Below are 19,923 nucleotides of genomic sequence, written 5' to 3'. Positions count from 1 at the left end.
GAAAGAAGAGTCCAATCAGCTACTGCGTCAAACATTTATTTCTATAGATATTCTGAGAAATGAGACTATTATCTCTTCTCTTCTTTATCTATTATCCAATACTATCAACAGAAAGGATAGAAGCAAACCGTTCTCTGTGTACGTTATTGAACAGTTTGTTCAAATTGTCCATATGCCAGCTCAAGATCGTCGCATTACTAAGACTCGAAAAGCTATCTATAGCGCTTTTTTACAGTTACTCAACCAAAAAGGCTATGAAACCATAACGGTTCAAGAAATCATTGACCTGGCTGATGTCGGGCGATCGACCTTTTACAGCCATTATGAGAGCAAGGAGTTACTACTAGATGAGCTCTGTCAAAAGCTCTTTCACCATTTGTTTGAGCGTGCTCAACACCTCTCTCCTCAAGACTACCTGACCCATATCTTTCAGCATTTCAAGAAAAATCAAGACCATGTAACCAGTCTCCTGCTATCTAAAAACGATTATTTCATCCGTCAGCTGCGAAAAGAGCTGGAACACGATGTCTACCCAATGGTGGCTGACGAACTGATTAAAGCTCACCCCAACATTCCCCACTCTTACCTTAAGCATCTGGTCGTCAGCCACTTCATTGAAACTCTCAGCTGGTGGCTGAAAAAAGGTAAGTCCTATAGCGAGCAGGAAGTTGTCCAGTTTTATTTGGAGATACTGAAAGTTGGTTCAAACTAGAAAGAAGTTTTTTAATGACCCTCACTCAATTTTATTTTCTCTTTCCAGCCTTATTCATGCTTCACGAACTTGAGGAAATCATATGGATGCCATCCTTTGTCAAAAAACTATCAGCACAGTTTCCAGATATTCGATTCCTTTCTTATTACACTCCTTTTACTTTCAATGCCATTGTCTTGGAGCAGTTTCTGATCCTGCTTCTATCACTTTTTCTTAGCTACCAGTTTAGCAACTATACTATTTATGCAACCATTGTAATTGCTTATATCTACCATATTTTCGGACATTTGATTCAGACAATTGTCCTTCGAAAATATATTCCCGGCTTGTTAACGGGCATTTTAACGAGCTTGTTCTCCATCACATTTCTAAAAATTGAAAGTTCAGTCAAACTCTATGGTTACTCTTTTTTGACTTTACTGGTTATCGTTTTAAATCTTGTAGTATCATTTATGATTCTTAATAAAATCAGTCATAAAAAATAGTACTTAGACAATCATATCTTGGAAAGGAAACATCTATGTCACTTTATCCCATCTTTAGCATCATCACAGTCTTCTTAGCGCTTGCTTTTGTCCTGCTTCATTTATTGGCCTCCCTTTCTGAAGTTAAAAAGGAAATCACACTCTAGGAAATCAATTTCTCCTCATCGGAAGTAGCCTTGCGACTTTGTCTCTCTTCCTCTACTTCTTTTTCTCGATTGTCGCACTATCCCTTTGGCTGATTGGTTGTGGGTTGATTTGCTACGGAGCCTATTGGAATGGCAAGCACAAAGAAAACTTCAATCCAGCCCACCATGTCATTCGGCTTGGAATCGCTATGATTCTTACCATTTTGTTAGCCCTCATCTAAGAAAAACTCAAGTTTTATCAATGAAAACTTGAGTTTTTTGGTAGTTAAGAAATCAATAAGGAATTAAAAATCCTGCTTTTCTTTAAAAATTTTGACCTTTTCTTGGCAGTAATCCATCAATTCTGTGCTTTTTCAAATGAGTAGACTTTTTCAGATACCGACTTGACTTTCTTTTCATCAAAATAGTAGCCAGTCAAGCCCCTGACTTCCTCTGATAAAGTGAGATAATATCCTGTTTCAATTCCCTGATCTAGATCTTTCGAGAGAGATTTCATCAGGCGTCCAAAGAGAGACTTTTTCGTCTTTTCATCACTAGAATTATTCCCTAAGTTAGTTGAAATCAAGCCCGGATGGTAAGAATTGATGATGATATTTGAACCTTTTAAAAGGAAGTCTCTTGCCAAATAACGGGTCATCCAGATGGTATAGAGTTTGGAATTATTATAGGCCAATCCTGGATGATAGTTGTTCTCAAATCCAAAGTCCAAATCCTTGACCTTGGCAAAATGATGCATATAGGAAGAAGTATTAATGACACGACCGTCAGGCGCTTTTTCTAACAAGGGACTTAGCTCGGTTGTCAAAATATAGGGAACCAGAACAGACAGCATAAAGGTTAGTTCGACGTTTTCAGAACTCGCTTTTCGCTCTTTCCCTGCATACAGACCTGCATTGTTAAACAAGACATCGATCCTTTGAAAGTCTCGCTTGATTTCCTCCACAAATCGATAGACATCATCTAATTTTGAAAAATCAGCCAAGTAGCTAGAAACTCTACCTCTCAGGGAAACGGCCCGAACCTCTTGAAGCGCTAATTCCAGTTTGTGAGGATTGCGTCCATGAAGAATGACCTGATGCCCTTCACTAGCCAATTTCTTTGCCAAGTGCTTTCCAATGCCATCCGTAGCACCTGTTATTAGAATCGTTTTGACCATATTAGTCCTCCAAGAAAGTAATGAGTTCTTTTGAAAACTCCTCTGCATATTGGAAGATCGAACCATGCCCAGCATTTGGATAGATGATGAGCTTACTATCTTTTATTTTCTCATGCATGTCATAAGAATTTTCTGTTGGAACCTGCATATCCTTGTCCCCGTTGACGATTAAGGTTGGTTGAGTGATAATTCTTAGGTCGTCTTGAGAATCTTTCCCCCAACGTTTAATAGCTTTGAGTTGCGTCAAGAAACCAGGCACACTCATGTCTTTGTCCGCAAATTTCTTGGTTCGCATCCCCATTCGTCCGAGAACTTTAAAAGCTTCGATTTTTCCTTGTTCATCATGGTTATAGAAGATATAGCGTTTAGGATCGATGCGCTCGAGTCCAGCTTTAAACATATAGTTAAATGTTTTCCCTGTGACCTTATCTACCTCTTTTCCACCTCGAGGTCCTGTTCCTACCAAGATGAGACGATTGATCAAATCAGGCTTGCTTCGGACCATTTCTTGGGCAATCATACCTCCCATAGAAAGGCCAAGGAGATTGATTTTATCGTAACCAAGAGCTTCTATAAAGGCAATTGTCTGCTCAGCCATTCCAGGAATGGTTGGCGCCACTTTGCCTTGACTGGCTCCGACACCAGGAAGGTCGACTACAATCACATGGTGCTTTTCAGCAATCAAGTCCAAGAGTTTTGGATCCCAGTTGTCGAGAGTTGCTACCAAATGGACCAGCATCAGAAGAGGCAGTTTTGATTTGCCTTTGCTGAGTTCGCGATAGGCGATTTTGTTCCCGTCGACAGTGATGTATTGATTTTTAGTTGTAAGATATGACATTATCTTTTCCTTTTTATTTCTTAAAGCTGAGGACTGTTTTTCCACGTGAGCGCCCATTAGCGACCTTGTCTAAGGCGCTATTCACCTCTTCAAATGGATAGACTGTATCGATAGATGGTTTGATTTCTAATGTGCTGAAGATATCAGCGACTTCTTGTAATTGAGCGCCATTGCTTTCCACAAAGATAAAATGGTAGTGAACGCCGTATTTATTAGCCTTCTTATCAAATCTGCGACCGGCTAAGCCAAGAATCATCTGTTTCCATTTTGGCAGGTTCATCCGTTTGGCAAAGTCACCATTTGGCATAGCCCGAAGGGACACAAGCTGACCACCTTTTTTCATGACAGACATTTGTTTTTCAGTCTCAGAACCCCCAAGAGTATCAAGGACATAATCAACCTGGCTAACAGTTTTTGTATAATCCTCTGTTTTGTAATCGATAAAGCGGTCTGCTCCTAGCTTCAAAACTCGCTCAGCGCTATCTCCAGCTCCATTGGTGATGACTTTCAAACCTTCGGCTTTGGCAATTGGAATAGCCATTCCACCAACTCCTCCAGTACCACCAGAGATAAAGATAGTCTTGCCAGCTTGTGCTCCCATGAGTTCTAGGGCTTGCATAATGGTTAAGGCAGTCAAAGGAACAGCAGCCGCTTCCTCGTCTGAAAGATAGTCTGGAACCTTGGCTAGAGCCTGACTATCGACAGCTACGTATTCTGCAAAGGCACCGATGTGGTCGAGTGGGAGACGCCCAAAGACACGGTCCCCGACTTTGAGATTTTTGACTTGTCTACCGGTCTCTTCAACAACCCCAACTACTTCATTTCCAGCAGTTTGTGGGAGTTTATAAGGGACAATCATCTTGACTTCTCCTCGGGAAATCATGTTATCCAGAGGATTAACACCAGCTGCGGTGACTTTGACCAAAACTTCTTTGTCTGTGATACTTGGTTTAGCGATTTCTGTAATGTTCAGTGTGATATTGTTTTGGTTATAGGTAATGTGTTGTGCTACTTTCATTGTCTTCTCTTTTCTATTTTTGTTGTATCTGATAAAGATACAAGCCTAGTCTTTTTAAAACTGATCTGCATGCAAATCAGTTTCGTTTTTGTTTGGCATCTTTATAAAGATTGTTAATGACATCTTCTAAAGTTTGATTTGACAATTCCTTCTCTAACTGAGATTCTGCCCTAGCGAAAAGTGGAGAAACTGCTCCTTGGATATGTTTTCCAACGGGACAATCCGGATTGCTATTTTGATGAACAGGAAATAAACTGATATGTTTGATTTCTTGAGTAGCGTAATAGATCTCTAACAATGTCATTTCCTTTGCAGTCTTGTTAAGTTGATAACCTGTTTTCCCTTGCTGGGAGCTAATCAAGCCTGCATTTTTCAACAAGGCGATTACCTTTCGAATGTAACTAGCGTTAGTTCCAACGCTAGTTGCCAATGCCTGAGAACTCAGAGTTTCCTTACTCTCACTAATCATTGTTAAGATATGCAAAGCAACTGAAAATCTCGTATCCATATTAACTCCTTTTCCAACTTGTATCTAATACAGGAACAAGTATACCATAAATAAAAAGAAAAGCAAGACTTGTGCTTCACTGTTAAAAAACAAAAAGAGGACCCTACGGAATCCTCTTTTTAATTGATAAACATAAGTACTAAGCTTTCTTAGCTGCCTTGCTCCATTGGTACCAACCAACTAAACTGTTGATAAGGTAAATGAAGTGTTTTCCTTGAATTTGTAGGCTTTCTCCCCACCACAAGTAGATAGAGAAAACATTAGTAGCAGCCAAAAAAATCCATTGTTCACGGTAAACAGCTGTCATCAAGAGCTGACCGACACCATTTGTCGCATCGGTAATAGAATCACGGAACGGACGATTGGCGCCAACGGATTGGTAAATGAAACCAAAGGTTAACCACCAAAGCACACTAATTGATAAGTACTTGATCCATCCCACCTCATCCAATTTACAGGCAACAAATTCCTGCTGTTCTTTTTTGAACTGGGCTTGATAGATCAAAAAGTGTTAAAAATAAGACAGTAACCTCAGAATAGATACTGTCTTATCTCTTTTTTTACTTAAAGCCTTAATAGACTTGACAAATGGTAGAAAAGAGCCGTGAGTTCTTGCCAGAAGCTGAAGTTAATCCTTCAACCTGGAAAACCCGCAGAGGTGACTTTTTCTATACATCTCGATTTTTCTGGCAATAATCATTAACCGATAAATATGTCTGTGAATCACCCAGCGACTCCGCTATGTCCATAATCCGCGGTGGGAGTAATCCCACTCGCTGGACAAGTTCGTGATCGCTGAACAATTCCCGTGGACTGCCGGCGAAGCCAAACTCCCCGTGTTCCATAACATACACCGACTCAAACTCGGCAGCGACCCAATCCATGTCATGGGTGATGGTCACAACTTGGTGGCCCGAATCAGCCAACTGATGGAAAATTGCGGTCAACTTGCGCCGGCTTTCCCAATCAAGCGACATCATCGGCTCATCAAATAAATAAATCGCCGGATCCACTGCCAAAACTGTGGCAACGCTCAACAGCTTGCGTTCCGACAATGACAGGTCATATGGACTTTCAGCTGCTTTATCATCCAAGCCAACTCTTTTTAGAGCCGCTAAAGCCCGCCTCGTAATCGTGTCGTGGTCATCCATGACCTGCGCGACACTCCACTCCACCTCTCGTTGAACGGTCGGGTTGAAAAGCTGATCGTCAGGATTCTGAAAAGTAATCCCAACCTTCAGTAACTTTTCGACTGGTTTAAGATCATTAAAATTTTCTCCATCGATCTTAATCACACCGGTTTGTGGTGTCAGCAAGCCTGTCAACAATTTGAAGAGCGTTGATTTGCCGGCACCATTTTGGCCGACAATCGCCACCATCGGTTCGGCGAAGTGTTTGTCTTCAACATCCAAGCTAAAGGACCGTTCCGGATAAGTGAACGTCAGGTTGCTCAGTTCAATTGTGGACATAACGAACCTCCTTCAGATCAGCGTCATTCACCGGATACCGGCCATCAGCCAAGTGCCAATCCATTTTTTGAGCAAGTTGCTGGATTGTCGGGGCTGGAATCTGCCAGTCAGCTGCCAAATGATTAAACACCTCACCCGGCCTGCCCTGAGCTACCATTTGACCCTCGTGCAGCACCCACACAACGTCGGCGACTTCGCACAAATCGTCAATTTCACTGGTGACAATGAAGACAGTCGTCTCTTTGACTTGGGCCAGCCATTGGAAAAATTGCCGGCGACCAAGGGGATCCATCTGACTGGTCGGATCATCCATAATCAAAACAGCCGGATTAGCCACAATCGCCGTGGCAATTGCCAACCGCTGGATCTGACCACCGGAAAGGCTCTCGGGACGCAAATTCAGCTGTTCAATCAGCCCCATTTGCGTGGCAACTTCTTCAACCCGTTTTTGAATCAGTCCTTCAACCATTCCCTGATTAATCAAGTCGAAGGCGATTTCATCGGCAACCGTGTCTGCCAACCCGCTTAGTTGGCCAGCTGGATTTTGCAGTACAACTCCATTCATGGCATTATAAACGGGCCAATTGTCGGACACTCGCTGGCCAAACATGTGCCAGTCGCCCTCAATCTCAGCAGACACAATTTTGGGAATGACCCCTGCCAGCACACGGCACAAAGTCGATTTGCCGGAGTGGCTATTCCCGATAATCCCAACCACCTGGCCGGTATGAACCTCCGCGTTAATCTGACGCAGTTGTGGTTGCTCAGTACCCGGATAACGGGTGGTCAAATTTTCAATTACAAACCGTTTATCTTCTTCCATATCTTCCACCCAATCAATAAAATTGCCAATCCAGTCAGACCAATGTGCAGCGTCCGCGACAGGCGATACACGCGCTGGGAGGTTCTGACAGTCCGGTTGGGATTATCAAAACCTCTCAGTTGGAGAGAAATCGACCGCGCCATCGATTGATCCAAGGTCTTAATCACCAATGGAATTAGAACCGGCAAGACTGACTTTAATTTCTGAATCAACGTTTTTTGCGGATTGGTTCCGCGAACTTTTTGTGCCTGCTGGATTTTCCGCATATTGCGCATCATTTCCGGCAAAATATAACACACCGACATCAGAACGTAGACGGTTTTATAAGACAATCCGGACAGTTCCAAATAGGTCGCGTTTTCTGAAATACTCGTGGTCACCATAAAAAAGCCACTGGTCAAAATAATCACCAAAACTCGACAACCCAGAGTGGTGGCGTAAATCAGGCCTTCTTTGTAGAACGACACCCCAAGCACAGAAAACAGCACAGTTTGATTACGACTGTAAAATAACCCTTGGATGATCAGCATGGTGCAAATCAGAAACAGGCTGAATCCCAGCGCCTTAAAGATGGTAGAACTCAATTTGGAAAATAACAATAGCAGTGTTGCGACAAGAATTAATCCGACCTGAAGCAATAAATTCATACTGGCAAAGCTCAACAACGTCATGTCCAAGATGAACAAGAGCTTAGTAATCGGATCGATCACCTGGTACCACTTGAGCTTGACCCGTGGCGCTCCAGAAATCAATGTTTGATCAGTCATCATTTATCACCGCTAAAGAAGTGCACCATCCGCTTCGGTAGCTGACGATAGATGAAGAATGCCAGGTAGGCCACGCAGACTTTATCCAAAACATCCAAGACAAACTCATCGATAAATGAGGCCAACCACACTGGTGCATGATTGGCGACCATTACCGCAAACAATGAGTCACCCCAAGCGATACCGGTCTGACCACCCCAAAAGATGACGTTGAGTGGCGTTGAAATGGCAGCTGAAACGATGGCAATAATAATTGCAGAAACAAATACTCGTCACGCTGACGAGAACCACCCCTTGGCGTGCAAAACTCCGACAGCAATACCAATTCCGATGCTGGTTATCGCATACACGGTTGAAATTGGCGATAAGGTCAGCCCATAGATCACGTTGTTGATGAAACCACTGATGGCACCGGCAACTGGCCCAGCCAACATGCTGGCAAGAAAGGTTCCCAAAGACCCCAGCCAAACGGGCAACTTTAACCCCTCCGCCAAGGCTTTGGCAACATAGTTAATCCCCACGGCAGCGGGAATCAAAGTCATGGTGGCAGCACTTAACTTAAATTTCCACATACTGGTACGATGAATCGGTTCTGTTTTCATAATCTTCTCCTTTTGTTTTTAAAGAGCCGTGTCGGGAATGACTTTCGGACGTAACGCTCTATAGTATAGTCAACTGAACTCTTAGGTCTTATCACTTTACTAACCGTAGTCGACATAAGTTAATATAGTAAAAATACTATTTTCGAGTTCTTACTCATATCATACGCTTATTCTCGAAATTGTCAAGTCTTTTCTGAAAATTCTGCGAAAAAGTTCGGTAATTGAAAATGCCTAGCTTCTGCTAGACATCTTTTGTTTTTATAATGACTTTAATCGTTATTGCTTATACTTCTTTTTTTAACAAGACAACATCTAGTCTGTTACATAAATCTCGCCACGACTATAGAGGGCAGCTTTTCCTGAAAGGTAAATCCGATTTCCCTCCAAGCAACAAATAAGAACTCCACTTCGCTCAGAGGCTTGATAAGCTCTAAATTCTACTTGTCCTAACTTATTAGCCCATAAAGGAATGACATGACAATGACCTGACCCACAAACTGGATCCTCCTCAATGGATAATTTTGGAGCAAAACTTCGTGTAACAGTATCGTATTTTTCCCCTCTAGCAGTGATATTTAAAAGGAGTCCATCTAAAGCTTTAACTTTATCGAAATCTGGAGTCGCAGCAATGACATCATTTTCATGAGGGAGGATACAAACTAGGTCCCTTCCAAGCCACGCTTCAAGCGGACGCACTCCGATTGCTTCTTCCATCTCACTTGTGACTGGAACTTGCTGCATAGAATATACTGGGAAATTAAGCTCATAATACTCAGCTTTCCTAGTAACCACAAGTTCGCCACTTTGTGTTTCAAAGGTAAGATTTTCAGCTTCTTTTTCTTTAAATTGAAAGAGAACAAAGGCCGTTGCCAAAGTAGCATGACCACACAAATCGATTTCTCCACCCGGAGTAAACCAACGTAATTCATAGTAATCATCATTTTTAACCGTAAAAGCTGTCTCAGAGAGATTATTTTCTCTGGCGATATTCTGCAAGGTATTATCCGATAACCATTCATCCAAAAGACAAACAGCAGCCGGGTTGCCTTTAAAAACGGTATCTGTAAAAGCATCAACGATAAATTGTGGGAGGGTATATTGACTAATTGTCATGGACGACTCCTTAAATTGTTATCTTTATTATATCTGAAAATATGATAGAAAACAGACAAATAATAACTAAAAAAGTAACTTGAAAAAGTTACTTTTTGTACAAAGTTTTCTTTATTTCTTGATAAACCCTTCTTTTACCAAAAAGTCACGCGCCACTTGATTAGCTGACTTGCCTTCTACTCCGACTTGGTAGTTCATCTGACTCATCTGCTTCTCTGTGATTTTACCAGCTAACTTGTTTAGAATGCCTTCCAATTCTGGATGTTTCTTAAGAAGAGCTTCTTTCATAAGGGACGCCCCTTGATAAGGTGGGAAGAGTTGTTTGTCATCCTCTAGAACCACAAGGTCATAGCGAGCAAGCTCCGCATCCGTTGAGTAAGCATCTGTTATCTGGATCTCACCGGACTGGATAGCCTGATAACGAAGGGCTGGCTCCATGGTGGAGACTTGTAGATCAAGACCATAGACTTTCTGCAAGCCCTTGTTCCCATCCTGTCGGTCATTAAACTCTAGGGTGAAGCCTGCCTTAAGCTGCCCTTCCACCTTTTTCAAGTCAGAAATGGTCTTGAGTCCATACTCTTGAGCAATTTTCTTAGGCACTGCAACAGCATAGGTATTTTCATATGCCATAGGTTTGAGCAAGGCCAGATCGTCTTGTTTTTTAATACCATCTCGGGCAGCTTGATAGACTGCTTCTGGATCATGATTGACTTGTGGCGCCGGCTTGAGGAGACTTTCCGTCACGGTGCCTGTAAATTCTGGATAGATATCAATATCCCCTTTTTTCAGAGCTTCATAGAGGAAAGTGGTCTTGCCAAAATTTGGTTTAACAGTCACTGTCATGTCCGTGTTTTCTTCGATCAAGATCTTATACATATTAGCTAGAATTTCAGGTTCAGGCCCTAACTTCCCAGCAATGACCAGGTTTTCTTTTTCTGGTTTGGAGAGAAGACTCGGAACACAGGACGCTCCCAATACGAGGATCATGACTGCAAAGGCCGTAAAGATGGTCCGTAAGTTGGCCCTTTCCATCCATTTGAGCAGAAGGTTAAAGGTGATGGCTAAGAGTGCCGAAGATAGGGCACCAATTAAAATCAAACTGGCATTATTGCGGTCAATCCCTAAAAGGATAAAGGAACCAAGTCCTCCAGCCCCGATAAGTGCTGCCAAGGTTGCTGTCCCGATAATCATTACTGCAGCAGTTCTTACACCTGACATCACCACAGGCATGGCAAGAGGTATTTCAAACTTCTTGAGGCGCTCCCATTTGGTCATCCCAAAGGCAATCCCTGCTTCTTCTAAACTGGGGTCAATCCCACGCAATCCTGTAATAGTATTTTGAAGGATGGGGAAAATGGCATAGATAACGAGTGCCGTCAAAGCAGGCAACGTACCAATCCCCATAATAGGGATAAAGAGTCCCAAAAGAGCCATGGAAGGGATGGTTTGAAAGATCCCAGCAATCTGCAAGACCCAGTTACTCGCACGATCGCGCGTGCTAAGATAAATAGCCAAAGGAATTGAGATGAAAATAGCAATAATTAAGGTCAAAAGAGACAATTGTAAGTGTTGTCCGAGGGCTGTAAGCCAGTCGCTAAAACGCTCTTGAAATGTTGAAATTAAATTAGACATGAGGGCTACCTCCAAACAAGTTTGCTACAAAGTCTGTCGCAGGTGCTTGTAAAATTGTTTCAGGTTCTGCGACCTGACGAATTTCTCCATCTTGCAAAACTGCAATCCGGTCGGCTAATTTCAAGGCCTCGTCTGTATCGTGGGTAACGAAGATTGTCGTCATGCCGAATTCTTTATGCAAGTCTTTTATGAGACTCTGCAACTGCTTGCGAGAAATAGCATCCAAGGCTGAAAACGGTTCGTCCATCAATAGAATCTTTGGTTTCCCAATGATGGCACGCACAATCCCAATCCGTTGTTGCTCCCCACCAGATAACTCACTTGGCTTGCGCTTTGCATACTCTGCAGCAGGCAAACCAACCTTGTCCAAGAGTTCATCGGTTTTAGAGGCAATTTGTTCTTTAGTCCAGCCCTTCATTTCAGGAATGAGGGCAATATTTTCCGCAACTGTCAAATTAGGAAATAGGGCAATGGCTTGAAGCACATAACCGGTAGACAGACGTAACTCCCGTTCATCATAGTCCTTGATGCGTTTCCCATCCATATAGATATTGCCATCTGTCGGCTCCAAAAGACGGTTCACCATTTTGATCATGGTGGTCTTTCCAGATCCTGAAGGGCCTACGAGGACCATAAATTCACCATCTTCAATATGGAGATTGACATCTTTTAAAATGTTTTTATCTGTGTAGCGCAAGGCTACGTGTTTGTATTCAATCATAAATCATCCTCATTTTTCACGATCACTTTGCCAAAAGAATGGCTTCCTTCCAGATAAGCATGCGCTTCCTGGATTTGGTCAATCCGATAAACCTTTTCAGGCCGTACATCCACATGATACTGCTCGACAAAATCTACCAAAGCCTGAAGCTTGTCTAGAGACACATTGCCAGAAGCAAAGGTCGTCAAGTAGAGATTGCGAGATAACATCTCAATCGGATCAAAGTCTGGAACAGTCCACTGACCACCCAGAAGGCCACAAGAACAGATCATCCCGCCTTCTGCTGTCCGTGCAAAAGTATCGAGAATAGCACTGGGACCGACAAGATCCAAAACCTTATCGAACTGATCTTGCGTTTGCAAGACACCATCCTTCTCCAGAATTACCTGATCAAATCCGACCGCCTTCAATTGGTCTTCCTTAGCTAAATTTCGGCTAGTTCCCGCCAGGTGAACCTTAGGAAATTTGCCTTTTAGCAGTCTAGCAAAGGCAATTCCTACACCACTGGTTGCTCCGCGAACTAACACGCTGTCTTTCTCCTCAATCTTGAGGTTAAGAAAAGAGCCAAAAGCCGTGTAATAGGTCTCAGGAAGGGCAATCAAGCTTTCCAAATCAAGTTCTGTCTTGATAGGATAAATTTGCTCATTGGGGAGAAGAGTATACTCTGCATAGCCTCCATCAAAGGCACGTCCCATCTCCCCCATAATGGAAATGATTTGCTGACCAATCTTAAAATCCGGTCGTGTCGTTTCTTCCACAAGACCAACACACTCAATCCCTAACACACGAGGAAATTTTACAGATGGTGATTGTCCCTTGCGGGTAAAAATTTCACTGTGATTGATACCAAATCCTTGAATTTTCACCAAGGTCCAACCTGCCTTCAGGACTGGTTTTGGTCGTTCGACAACTTCCAATACCTCTGGTCCACCTGGAGTGCTCACAACAACTGCTTTCATAAGGTACTCCTCTTTTTCTACAGTTCATTTTCTTTAGCTTTTAGATTTGAGATAATCCGCTCTTGATAGGCCTCAAATTCTCGAATTTCTTGGTCAGAAAAACCTTGGTAGAAAATCTCTCCCAGTTCCTTGCTGACACGATTCCCAATTTCTTTTTGCGCCCAACCGAGGTTTGTCAAAGAAATATATTTTTTCTTTTATCCTGCGTACAAGGTTGAATCGTGACCAAACCTTGTTCTGCCAACTTCTTAACCATACTGGTCAATGTATTATTGGCTAGACCTGTCGCAAGAGCAATATCGGTCGCAGTAGCGCACCCCAATTCTTGCTTCCACAGAATCGTTAAAATTTTCCCCTGTTCACTTCGGTATTGGGCATCTGGTTCCTTGCTCAGCAACTTTTGAAACAGTCGCCCGTTCAACAAACGAATCTGTAAAGCTTGGTAGCCCCCAAACATCTTGTCCATTTTGTCTCCTTTTTCTTCTATATCGAACTTTCTAAATCTATTGTAAATCTACTCATTACATCTGTCAACTATTTCGATATGGAAATAATTATAAAAACAAAAAACTTTCCTAATTATCTAGGAAAGTTCTCGCTATAATCTATTGTTATCTTTAAATGAGCTTATTCAGCCTTGGTAATATCTTCACGCATTTCATCGACATTGAATTTAGCGAAGAGATACTGACGATCTTGAACTGGGAAACGTTGATCGAGTTGGTCAACTGGACCGACTTCAACAATACCATTATCAATAATGAAGTCCATAACGTGCCCACCGAAAGACAAATCATCCGAAATAAAGTGCAAATGATAGCCAGCTACACTAACTCCATGGAACATCTCAGGAGTCCAAATACCAACAATGGTACCTGAAATATTATCAGCTTCATACTCCGGCTGATGTGTTGCCACCTCTGCAAACTTAGTATCCGGGGCAGATTTAGGAATCATACGAACATGCATGTGCTTAAAGTGACCCTTAATTTTGATGGAACGGAAGAGATTAACCCCATCGTAGTAAGATTCAATACGTTCTTCAAGTTCCTTATCAGTCATTTCAAAGCGTTGTCGGAAGATAACTTCGGCTTGGTGTGGAACTACAGCTGCATAAGGTACTTTTTCATTAGCAGCAACCTCAACAACCTCAACCTTACCTTCTGACCCCTTGGCCTGATAAGCTTTACCATCAAGGACAATTAGCTCCCCATCAATGGAATCAAGGGTTCCAAGCCCCAAGTCCCCATGTTCTAAAAGTTCACCAACTGTTAACGTACCCCCGTAAAGCCCAGCCATTAAGGCTCCCAAGGTATTATATTGAAATAATTTTATGGCTTCAGACATGTGTACACCTTCTTCTTAATAAAATTCATCAGGCAAGATAGTTTCGCCGAGTTTAATATTGTCTTTGTAGTCTATTGGCACATCGATAAGGACAGGTCCATTATCAGAGTCTTGAAGTGCTTGTTGAAGTAATTGCGCAAAGGCTTCTTTGCTTGTCGCACGATAGCCCTTGGCACCAAAGCTCTCAGCATATTTTACAAAATCAACAGGACCAAAGTCAACCCCTGACGAGCGACCATACTTCATTTCTTCCTGAAATTCCACCATATTATAATGCCCATCATTCCAGATGATATGAACAATTGGCAGTTTCAAACGAACCGCTGTTTCCAACTCTTGTCCAGAGAAGAGGAAACCACCATCACCAGAAATTGAGATAACCTTTTCCTTTGGACGAACCAAGGCTGCAGAAATCGCCCAAGGAAGAGCAACACCCAAGGTTTGCATCCCGTTTGAGAATAGTAAATGACGAGGTTCATAAGATTTGAAATAACGTGCCATCCAAATATAGTGACTACCAACGTCAACTGTAACCGTCATGTCATCCTCAGTTTGATCTTGCAAGACTTCAATCAAATCAAGTGGATGGACCGTACCTTCTTCAGGCTGACGGTCAAATTTGACATCATCAACGACAGTATCTTTCAAACCTTTAAGATATTCAACTGAGCCTTCAGGTAATTGATATCCTTGGATTGCTGGCAAAAGCAAATCCAAAGTTGCTTCAACATTACCAATCAACTCACGTTCTGGTTGGAAATAAGTATCAACGTCAGCAGGTTCTACATCGATAACAATGATACGAGCTGAAATCTCAGCATTCCAGTTGCGTGCTTCATACTCGATTGGGTCATAACCGATTGCTATAATCAAGTCTGCTTTTTTAAGCAACATATCACCAGGTTGATTACGGAAAAGCCCAACACGGCCAAAGAAAGTGTCCTCTTCGAGGTCTCTAGAAACAATACCTGCTCCTTGGAAAGTTTCTACCACTGGCAATTTAACATGCTCCAAAATCTGACGAATAGACTGAGTTACTGCCTCTGATGAAGCACCATTCCCCAAAAGGAAAACAGGCAAAACCGCATTTTTAATGGCTTGTGCCAAATAATTAATATCAGAGACAGAAGCTGACCCCAGTTTTGGATCAGTCAATGGTTTAATAGCCTTGACACTGACTGGGGCGTCTGTAACGTCTTGAGGAATAGAAATGAAACTTGCACCAGACTTACCTGCTTTGGCATGACGATAAGCATTGGCTACAATCTCAGAAAGGGTATTAGCATCATGTACTTCGGCTGCATACTTCGTGATTGGCTCTAACATAGCAACGTTATTCATTGATTGATGGGCACGTTTCAAGAGGTCTGCACGCTTAACCTGACCACCAATAGCAAGAACAGGATCCCCTTCATCAGTTGCCGTAACCAAACCAGTCGCCAAGTTAGAAACACCGGGACCAGATGTCACCAAGACAACACCGGGTTTTCCGGTAATTCGACCAACTCCTTGAGCCATAAAAGCTGCATTTTGCTCATGACGAGCAACAATCAATTCCGGCCCCTTATCTTCAAGCGTATCAAAAACCCTATCAATTTTCGCTCCAGGTATCCCGAAAACATACTTAACATCGTGGTTAATCAAGCTATCAACCACTAAATCAGCACCATACAATTGCTTTCCTTCTGACATTAACCAAGTCCTTTTGGCTCATCAACTACAGAGCCTACTTTCCTTTCAAATATAAGTCATAAAGGGTCAAAGCCTGATCGATTTTTCACAAACTTTAATCACTTCACAATTCTGTTATCATTATAGCACAGTTTTTAAGCATTCTTGTGAAAAAAAGATTGTGAATTTTTGCACTTCTAAATCAAAATAAACACCTGAATGCTATCAGATGTTTATGTGTTTTTGACCTTAGAAAATTCACGATTCAGATAATTTTGCAAAGCCTCAAAAATATTCAAAAGTTGTAAATAATTGGACAAAGTGGAGCGTCCTGGAATATCATTCACATCCAAAGAAATACGCTCGACATCTTTTTCATACAAAATACGGAAAGAGACCACAGACTGATCCGAAAAATAATTGTCACCAGCTATGAGGTAACACTCATAGATAATACCGATAGGGTTAGAAACCTTCATCTCAATGCGAATAGCTCCAAACCCCAAGTCCTCCACCTGCTGAAAACGCTCCAAAATAGCCTGTCGCTGACTGGGAATAAAGTTTGTAATCTCCATAGCAACCTCCCAACGCTTCTTTTTGTCTATTATAGCCTAAAGATGGGAAAAAATCTTGTAATGGGTTTCCTATTAAGACTACAAGACCCATGAGAGTATTATTTAACTTCTTTATAGTCTCTAAAGTCAGATTTTATATTGTTATCGTCATCATGTTCATCTACCCAATCCTTTATATCAGTAAAAGAATGAATATCTTTCTTAATGCCGGCACCGTCTTTTACAGAAATTACAATTCCTTGATCACCATTCATTCCCAACCAATGTAGGATATCATTGGTTTGCTCTTCAGGGGAGAAATAGATTTGTGATTGTTTGTCGTATTCCCTATCTCTAAAAGACTCATATTTAGCTAACTTCTTTTTATAGGCCTTATATTTTCTATTATAATCTTCCTTAGCTTTTTGACTAGCTCTTTCATAAGAACGATATTTTTTCTGGTAGTCTTGTTGAGCCTTCTTATTAAGAATGTCACTAAACCTTGGAGTTTTAAGAGGAAAAATAGAATCAGGAAAAACATTAAATTCTGGAACTTTCTTTGGCTCGCTTGGTTTATTAGGTAGTCTGCTTTTCACTGGTTCAGTTGGACCGACCGGAAAATCTCCCTCCTTACCTTGACGGGTCAATACTTTAAATTTCTTTAAGGTATTACTGTTTGTTGTTGTCTGATTAACAGCCTCTTCGTAAATAGGCTTAACTTCAGAATTTTCATTAAATAGATTAATTTGATTCTCTTGTTTTGAAGTATCTACATTATCAATCTCTAGGATCACATTTAGATGAGCTGATAAATGGTTGTTTGTTTGAGCTGGAGACATTCTTAAAAGCTCATCCAAGTTTCCTTCTCTCTTTAAATATCCCCACATGTTGCTATCATTCACCTGATTACGAGCAGAACTCCTATCACCAAAATAAAGCATTTCATCCTTACTGTAAGAATAATCTGGTAGGTCTCTAGTTAAAAATTGATTGGTATCTAGATTATAAGCAAATTGCTTATCGCTTTGAGAAGTAGTCAAGAAAACATAATCATTACCATCAATCTCTCTTAAAGACACACTTAACTCCTCAATATCTTCAAAATTTTTGATTTTCTTCAAATCTGGGGTCAAATTAATAATTTTCTTTTCAAAATTTTTGTTAATATCATAAACTACCAAATGAGCTTGATGCAGACTACTCATGGTATCGTAATAGCGAACAAAATGATTTCTACCAATCAACTCAGTAGCTACATTATCTTCAGAATTATAATAAGTGGGTTCTTCATGACTAATGGCAACATATTGTTGACGACTACCAAAAATCTCATTGGAAGTTACCTTATCTGCTTTTAGGGCCGTCTGCAACTCTTCTACAGCTTTTTCATGAAATTTATGCTTTGTATATGCATTTCCTAAAAAGAAAAGCATGAGTATAGCCACAGTATAAATCCTTCCACACTTTGAGAAGGGAAATTTTAGAATCTTCTTAATCATAACTTTTTTACAAAAATAGCCAGAACATCACATTCTGACTATTACTCTTATTTCTCTTCTTCGTCCATAGAAAGCACAGACAAGAAGGCTTCTTGTGGGACTTCCACCGAACCGATGGCTTTCATACGTTTCTTACCGGCTTTTTGTTTTTCGAGGAGTTTACGTTTACGTGAAACGTCACCACCGTAACATTTCGCCAAAACGTTTTTACGAAGGGCCTTAATATCAGTACGAGCAATAATTTTTTGACCGATAGCCGCTTGAATAGGCACTTCGAATTGTTGACGTGGAATGATTTTCTTAAGTTTATCAACGATAAGTTTTCCACGCTCGTAGGCAAATTCCTTATGCACGATGAAGCTAAGGGCATCGACCTTGTCACCATTAAGGAGAATATCCATTTTCACCAATTGTGAGCGACGGTATTCTGACAATTCATAATCAAAGCTTGCATAACCACGTGTTGATGATTTCAATTTATCAAAGAAATCAAAGACGATTTCAGCAAGTGGAATCTGATAGATAACGTTCACACGATTATCATCGATATATTCCATGGTTTCAAAATCACCACGTTTACGTTGCGCCAATTCCATAACAGCACCAACATATTCTTGAGGAACCATGATTTGGGCTTTAACATAAGGTTCTTCAATGGCATCAATGCGTGTAGGATCTGGGAACTCAGAAGGGTTAGACACTTCAAGCATCTCACCGTCAGTAGTATTAACATGGTAAACTACCGATGGTGCTGTCATAATGAGATCGATGTTAAACTCACGTTCCAAACGCTCTTGGATAACATCCATGTGAAGAAGACCCAAGAAACCACAACGGAAACCAAAACCAAGGGCTTGAGACGTTTCAGGCTCAAACTGAAGACTGGCATCGTTCAACTGGAGCTTTTCAAGAGCTTCACGCAAGTCATTGTATTTATTAGACTCAATTGGATAAAGACCGGCGAAGACCATTGGATTCATTTGCTTATAGCCATGGAGTGGCTCTGCCGCTGGATTGTCCGCAAGTGTTACTGTATCACCGACACGGGTATCCGCAACAGTCTTGATTGAGGCTGCCACATAACCAACATCACCAGTCGCAAGGTAGTCACGGCCAACAGCTTTAGGTGTGAAGATACCCACCTCAGTAACATCAAAGGTCTTACCATTAGACATCATTTGAATCTTATCGCCAGGTTTCACCATTCCGTTAACCACACGCACTTGGAGGATAACCCCACGGTAAGCATCGTAAACAGAGTCAAAGATAAGGGCTTGAAGAGGCGCATCTACATCGCCTTGAGGCGCAGGAACCTTTTCTACGATTTGCTCAAGAATCTCCTCAATACCGATACCAGCTTTAGCTGATGCAAGCACTGCTTCAGAGGCATCTAGACCAATAACATCTTCAATTTCTGTACGGACACGTTCAGGATCTGCGGCTGGAAGGTCAATCTTATTAATAACCGGCAAAATTTCCAAGTCATTATCAAGTGCCAAGTAAACATTGGCGAGTGTCTGTGCTTCAATCCCTTGAGCAGCATCTACTACAAGGATAGCACCTTCACAGGCAGCAAGAGAACGAGACACCTCATAAGTAAAGTCCACGTGTCCTGGTGTGTCAATAAGGTGGAAAATATAGGTTTCTCCATCCTTAGCTGTATAGTTGAGCTCAATGGCATTAAGTTTGATAGTGATTCCTCGTTCGCGCTCAAGGTCCATACTATCAAGGAGTTGCGCCTGCATCTCACGACTAGACACTGTCTCAGTCTTTTCCAAGATACGGTCAGCAAGCGTTGATTTACCATGGTCAATATGGGCAATAATCGAGAAGTTACGAATCTTCACCTGTCGTTGTTTTAATTCTTCAATATTTGGCATTCTTATCTTTCCTAGTTCTTACT

Annotated in this window: 17 protein-coding genes and 5 pseudogenes; 3 read left to right on the top strand and 19 right to left on the bottom strand. The window is 41.6% G+C overall.

All coding sequences use genetic code 11. From position 1 onward, the window contains the following. Window positions 1–172: 172 nt before the first annotated feature. The 3 genes and pseudogenes from HSISS3_RS04365 (at window position 173) to HSISS3_RS12575 (ending at window position 1,564) form a co-directional block, all read left to right on the top strand. Window positions 173–712, top strand: coding sequence for a TetR/AcrR family transcriptional regulator (locus HSISS3_RS04365; protein ID WP_231087381.1), 540 nt, complete (start codon window positions 173–175; stop codon window positions 710–712). A 14-nt stretch (window positions 713–726) separates the two neighbouring features. Further along, complete coding sequence (locus tag HSISS3_RS04360; protein ID WP_042771825.1) at window positions 727–1,197, top strand: HXXEE domain-containing protein; 471 nt, start codon at window positions 727–729, stop codon at window positions 1,195–1,197. A 35-nt stretch (window positions 1,198–1,232) separates the two neighbouring features. Continuing rightward, window positions 1,233–1,564 (top strand): annotated as a pseudogene (locus HSISS3_RS12575) (glucuronide permease). Window positions 1,565–1,627: 63 nt separating this feature from the next. On the opposite strand, the pseudogene HSISS3_RS04350 reads toward HSISS3_RS12575, so the two are convergent. The 19 genes and pseudogenes from HSISS3_RS04350 to lepA all read right to left on the bottom strand — a co-directional run bounded on the left by HSISS3_RS04350 (window position 1,628) and on the right by lepA (window position 19,900). Further along, window positions 1,628–2,499 (bottom strand): annotated as a pseudogene (locus HSISS3_RS04350) (SDR family NAD(P)-dependent oxidoreductase). A gap of 1 nt (window position 2,500) precedes the next feature. Continuing rightward, a complete protein-coding gene (locus HSISS3_RS04345) occupies window positions 2,501–3,337 on the bottom strand; it encodes an alpha/beta fold hydrolase (protein WP_021151835.1) in 837 nt (278 codons plus the stop codon). A 13-nt stretch (window positions 3,338–3,350) separates the two neighbouring features. Next, a complete protein-coding gene (locus HSISS3_RS04340) occupies window positions 3,351–4,355 on the bottom strand; it encodes an NADP-dependent oxidoreductase (RefSeq protein WP_021151834.1) in 1,005 nt (334 codons plus the stop codon). Between the two features lie 76 nt (window positions 4,356–4,431). Then, the gene (locus HSISS3_RS04335) at window positions 4,432–4,863 is read right to left on the bottom strand and encodes an Rrf2 family transcriptional regulator (protein WP_021151833.1); all 432 of its coding nucleotides are present in this window, start codon (window positions 4,861–4,863) and stop codon (window positions 4,432–4,434) included. Between the two features lie 139 nt (window positions 4,864–5,002). After that, window positions 5,003–5,365 (bottom strand): annotated as a pseudogene (gene pnuC, locus HSISS3_RS04330) (nicotinamide riboside transporter PnuC); the annotation flags it as partial. A gap of 166 nt (window positions 5,366–5,531) precedes the next feature. Beyond that, window positions 5,532–6,332, bottom strand: a complete 801-nt coding sequence (locus HSISS3_RS04325) for an energy-coupling factor ABC transporter ATP-binding protein (RefSeq protein WP_021151831.1) — start codon at window positions 6,330–6,332, stop codon at window positions 5,532–5,534. Further along, window positions 6,319–7,155, bottom strand: coding sequence for an ABC transporter ATP-binding protein (locus HSISS3_RS04320; protein ID WP_021151830.1), 837 nt, complete (start codon window positions 7,153–7,155; stop codon window positions 6,319–6,321). The genes HSISS3_RS04325 and HSISS3_RS04320 overlap by 14 nt, the downstream gene beginning before the upstream one ends. Then, a complete protein-coding gene (locus HSISS3_RS04315) occupies window positions 7,131–7,922 on the bottom strand; it encodes an energy-coupling factor transporter transmembrane component T (protein WP_021151829.1) in 792 nt (263 codons plus the stop codon). Before HSISS3_RS04315 ends, HSISS3_RS04320 begins: the two co-directional genes overlap by 25 nt. After that, a pseudogene (locus HSISS3_RS04310) lies at window positions 7,922–8,524 on the bottom strand (ECF transporter S component). The gene HSISS3_RS04315 and the pseudogene HSISS3_RS04310 overlap by 1 nt, the downstream one beginning before the upstream one ends. A gap of 312 nt (window positions 8,525–8,836) precedes the next feature. Continuing rightward, a complete protein-coding gene (locus tag HSISS3_RS04305; RefSeq protein ID WP_021151826.1) occupies window positions 8,837–9,637 on the bottom strand; it encodes a PhzF family phenazine biosynthesis protein in 801 nt (266 codons plus the stop codon). A gap of 111 nt (window positions 9,638–9,748) precedes the next feature. Continuing rightward, the gene (locus tag HSISS3_RS04300) at window positions 9,749–11,269 is read right to left on the bottom strand and encodes an ABC transporter permease/substrate-binding protein (RefSeq protein WP_021151825.1); all 1,521 of its coding nucleotides are present in this window, start codon (window positions 11,267–11,269) and stop codon (window positions 9,749–9,751) included. Then, complete coding sequence (locus HSISS3_RS04295; RefSeq protein ID WP_021151824.1) at window positions 11,262–11,990, bottom strand: ABC transporter ATP-binding protein; 729 nt, start codon at window positions 11,988–11,990, stop codon at window positions 11,262–11,264. The genes HSISS3_RS04300 and HSISS3_RS04295 overlap by 8 nt, the downstream gene beginning before the upstream one ends. Next, window positions 11,987–12,949, bottom strand: a complete 963-nt coding sequence (locus tag HSISS3_RS04290) for a zinc-binding dehydrogenase (RefSeq protein ID WP_021151823.1) — start codon at window positions 12,947–12,949, stop codon at window positions 11,987–11,989. Before HSISS3_RS04290 ends, HSISS3_RS04295 begins: the two co-directional genes overlap by 4 nt. Before the next feature lie 17 nt (window positions 12,950–12,966). Further along, a pseudogene (locus tag HSISS3_RS04285) lies at window positions 12,967–13,415 on the bottom strand (MarR family transcriptional regulator). A gap of 161 nt (window positions 13,416–13,576) precedes the next feature. Continuing rightward, the gene (gene budA, locus HSISS3_RS04280; RefSeq protein ID WP_008534730.1) at window positions 13,577–14,296 is read right to left on the bottom strand and encodes an acetolactate decarboxylase; all 720 of its coding nucleotides are present in this window, start codon (window positions 14,294–14,296) and stop codon (window positions 13,577–13,579) included. Between the two features lie 15 nt (window positions 14,297–14,311). Then, a complete protein-coding gene (alsS, locus tag HSISS3_RS04275; RefSeq protein ID WP_021151821.1) occupies window positions 14,312–15,988 on the bottom strand; it encodes an acetolactate synthase AlsS in 1,677 nt (558 codons plus the stop codon). A 212-nt stretch (window positions 15,989–16,200) separates the two neighbouring features. Then, window positions 16,201–16,542 (bottom strand): hypothetical protein, encoded by a 342-nt coding sequence (locus HSISS3_RS04270; RefSeq protein ID WP_021151820.1) that lies wholly within the window; start codon window positions 16,540–16,542, stop codon window positions 16,201–16,203. Window positions 16,543–16,640: 98 nt separating this feature from the next. Next, a complete protein-coding gene (locus HSISS3_RS04265; RefSeq protein ID WP_021151819.1) occupies window positions 16,641–17,966 on the bottom strand; it encodes a hypothetical protein in 1,326 nt (441 codons plus the stop codon). A gap of 101 nt (window positions 17,967–18,067) precedes the next feature. Then, on the bottom strand, window positions 18,068–19,900 hold the full coding sequence (gene lepA / locus HSISS3_RS04260) for a translation elongation factor 4 (protein WP_021151818.1): 1,833 nt from the start codon (window positions 19,898–19,900) through the stop codon (window positions 18,068–18,070). Between the last annotated feature and the right edge of the window lie 23 nt (window positions 19,901–19,923).

This window comes from Streptococcus sp. HSISS3, from assembly GCF_000448605.1.
GTDB classification, from domain to species: domain Bacteria; phylum Bacillota; class Bacilli; order Lactobacillales; family Streptococcaceae; genus Streptococcus; species Streptococcus raffinosi.
Note: the sequence above shows the minus strand (reverse complement) of the source record. Positions and strands in the feature narration are given on the sequence as shown.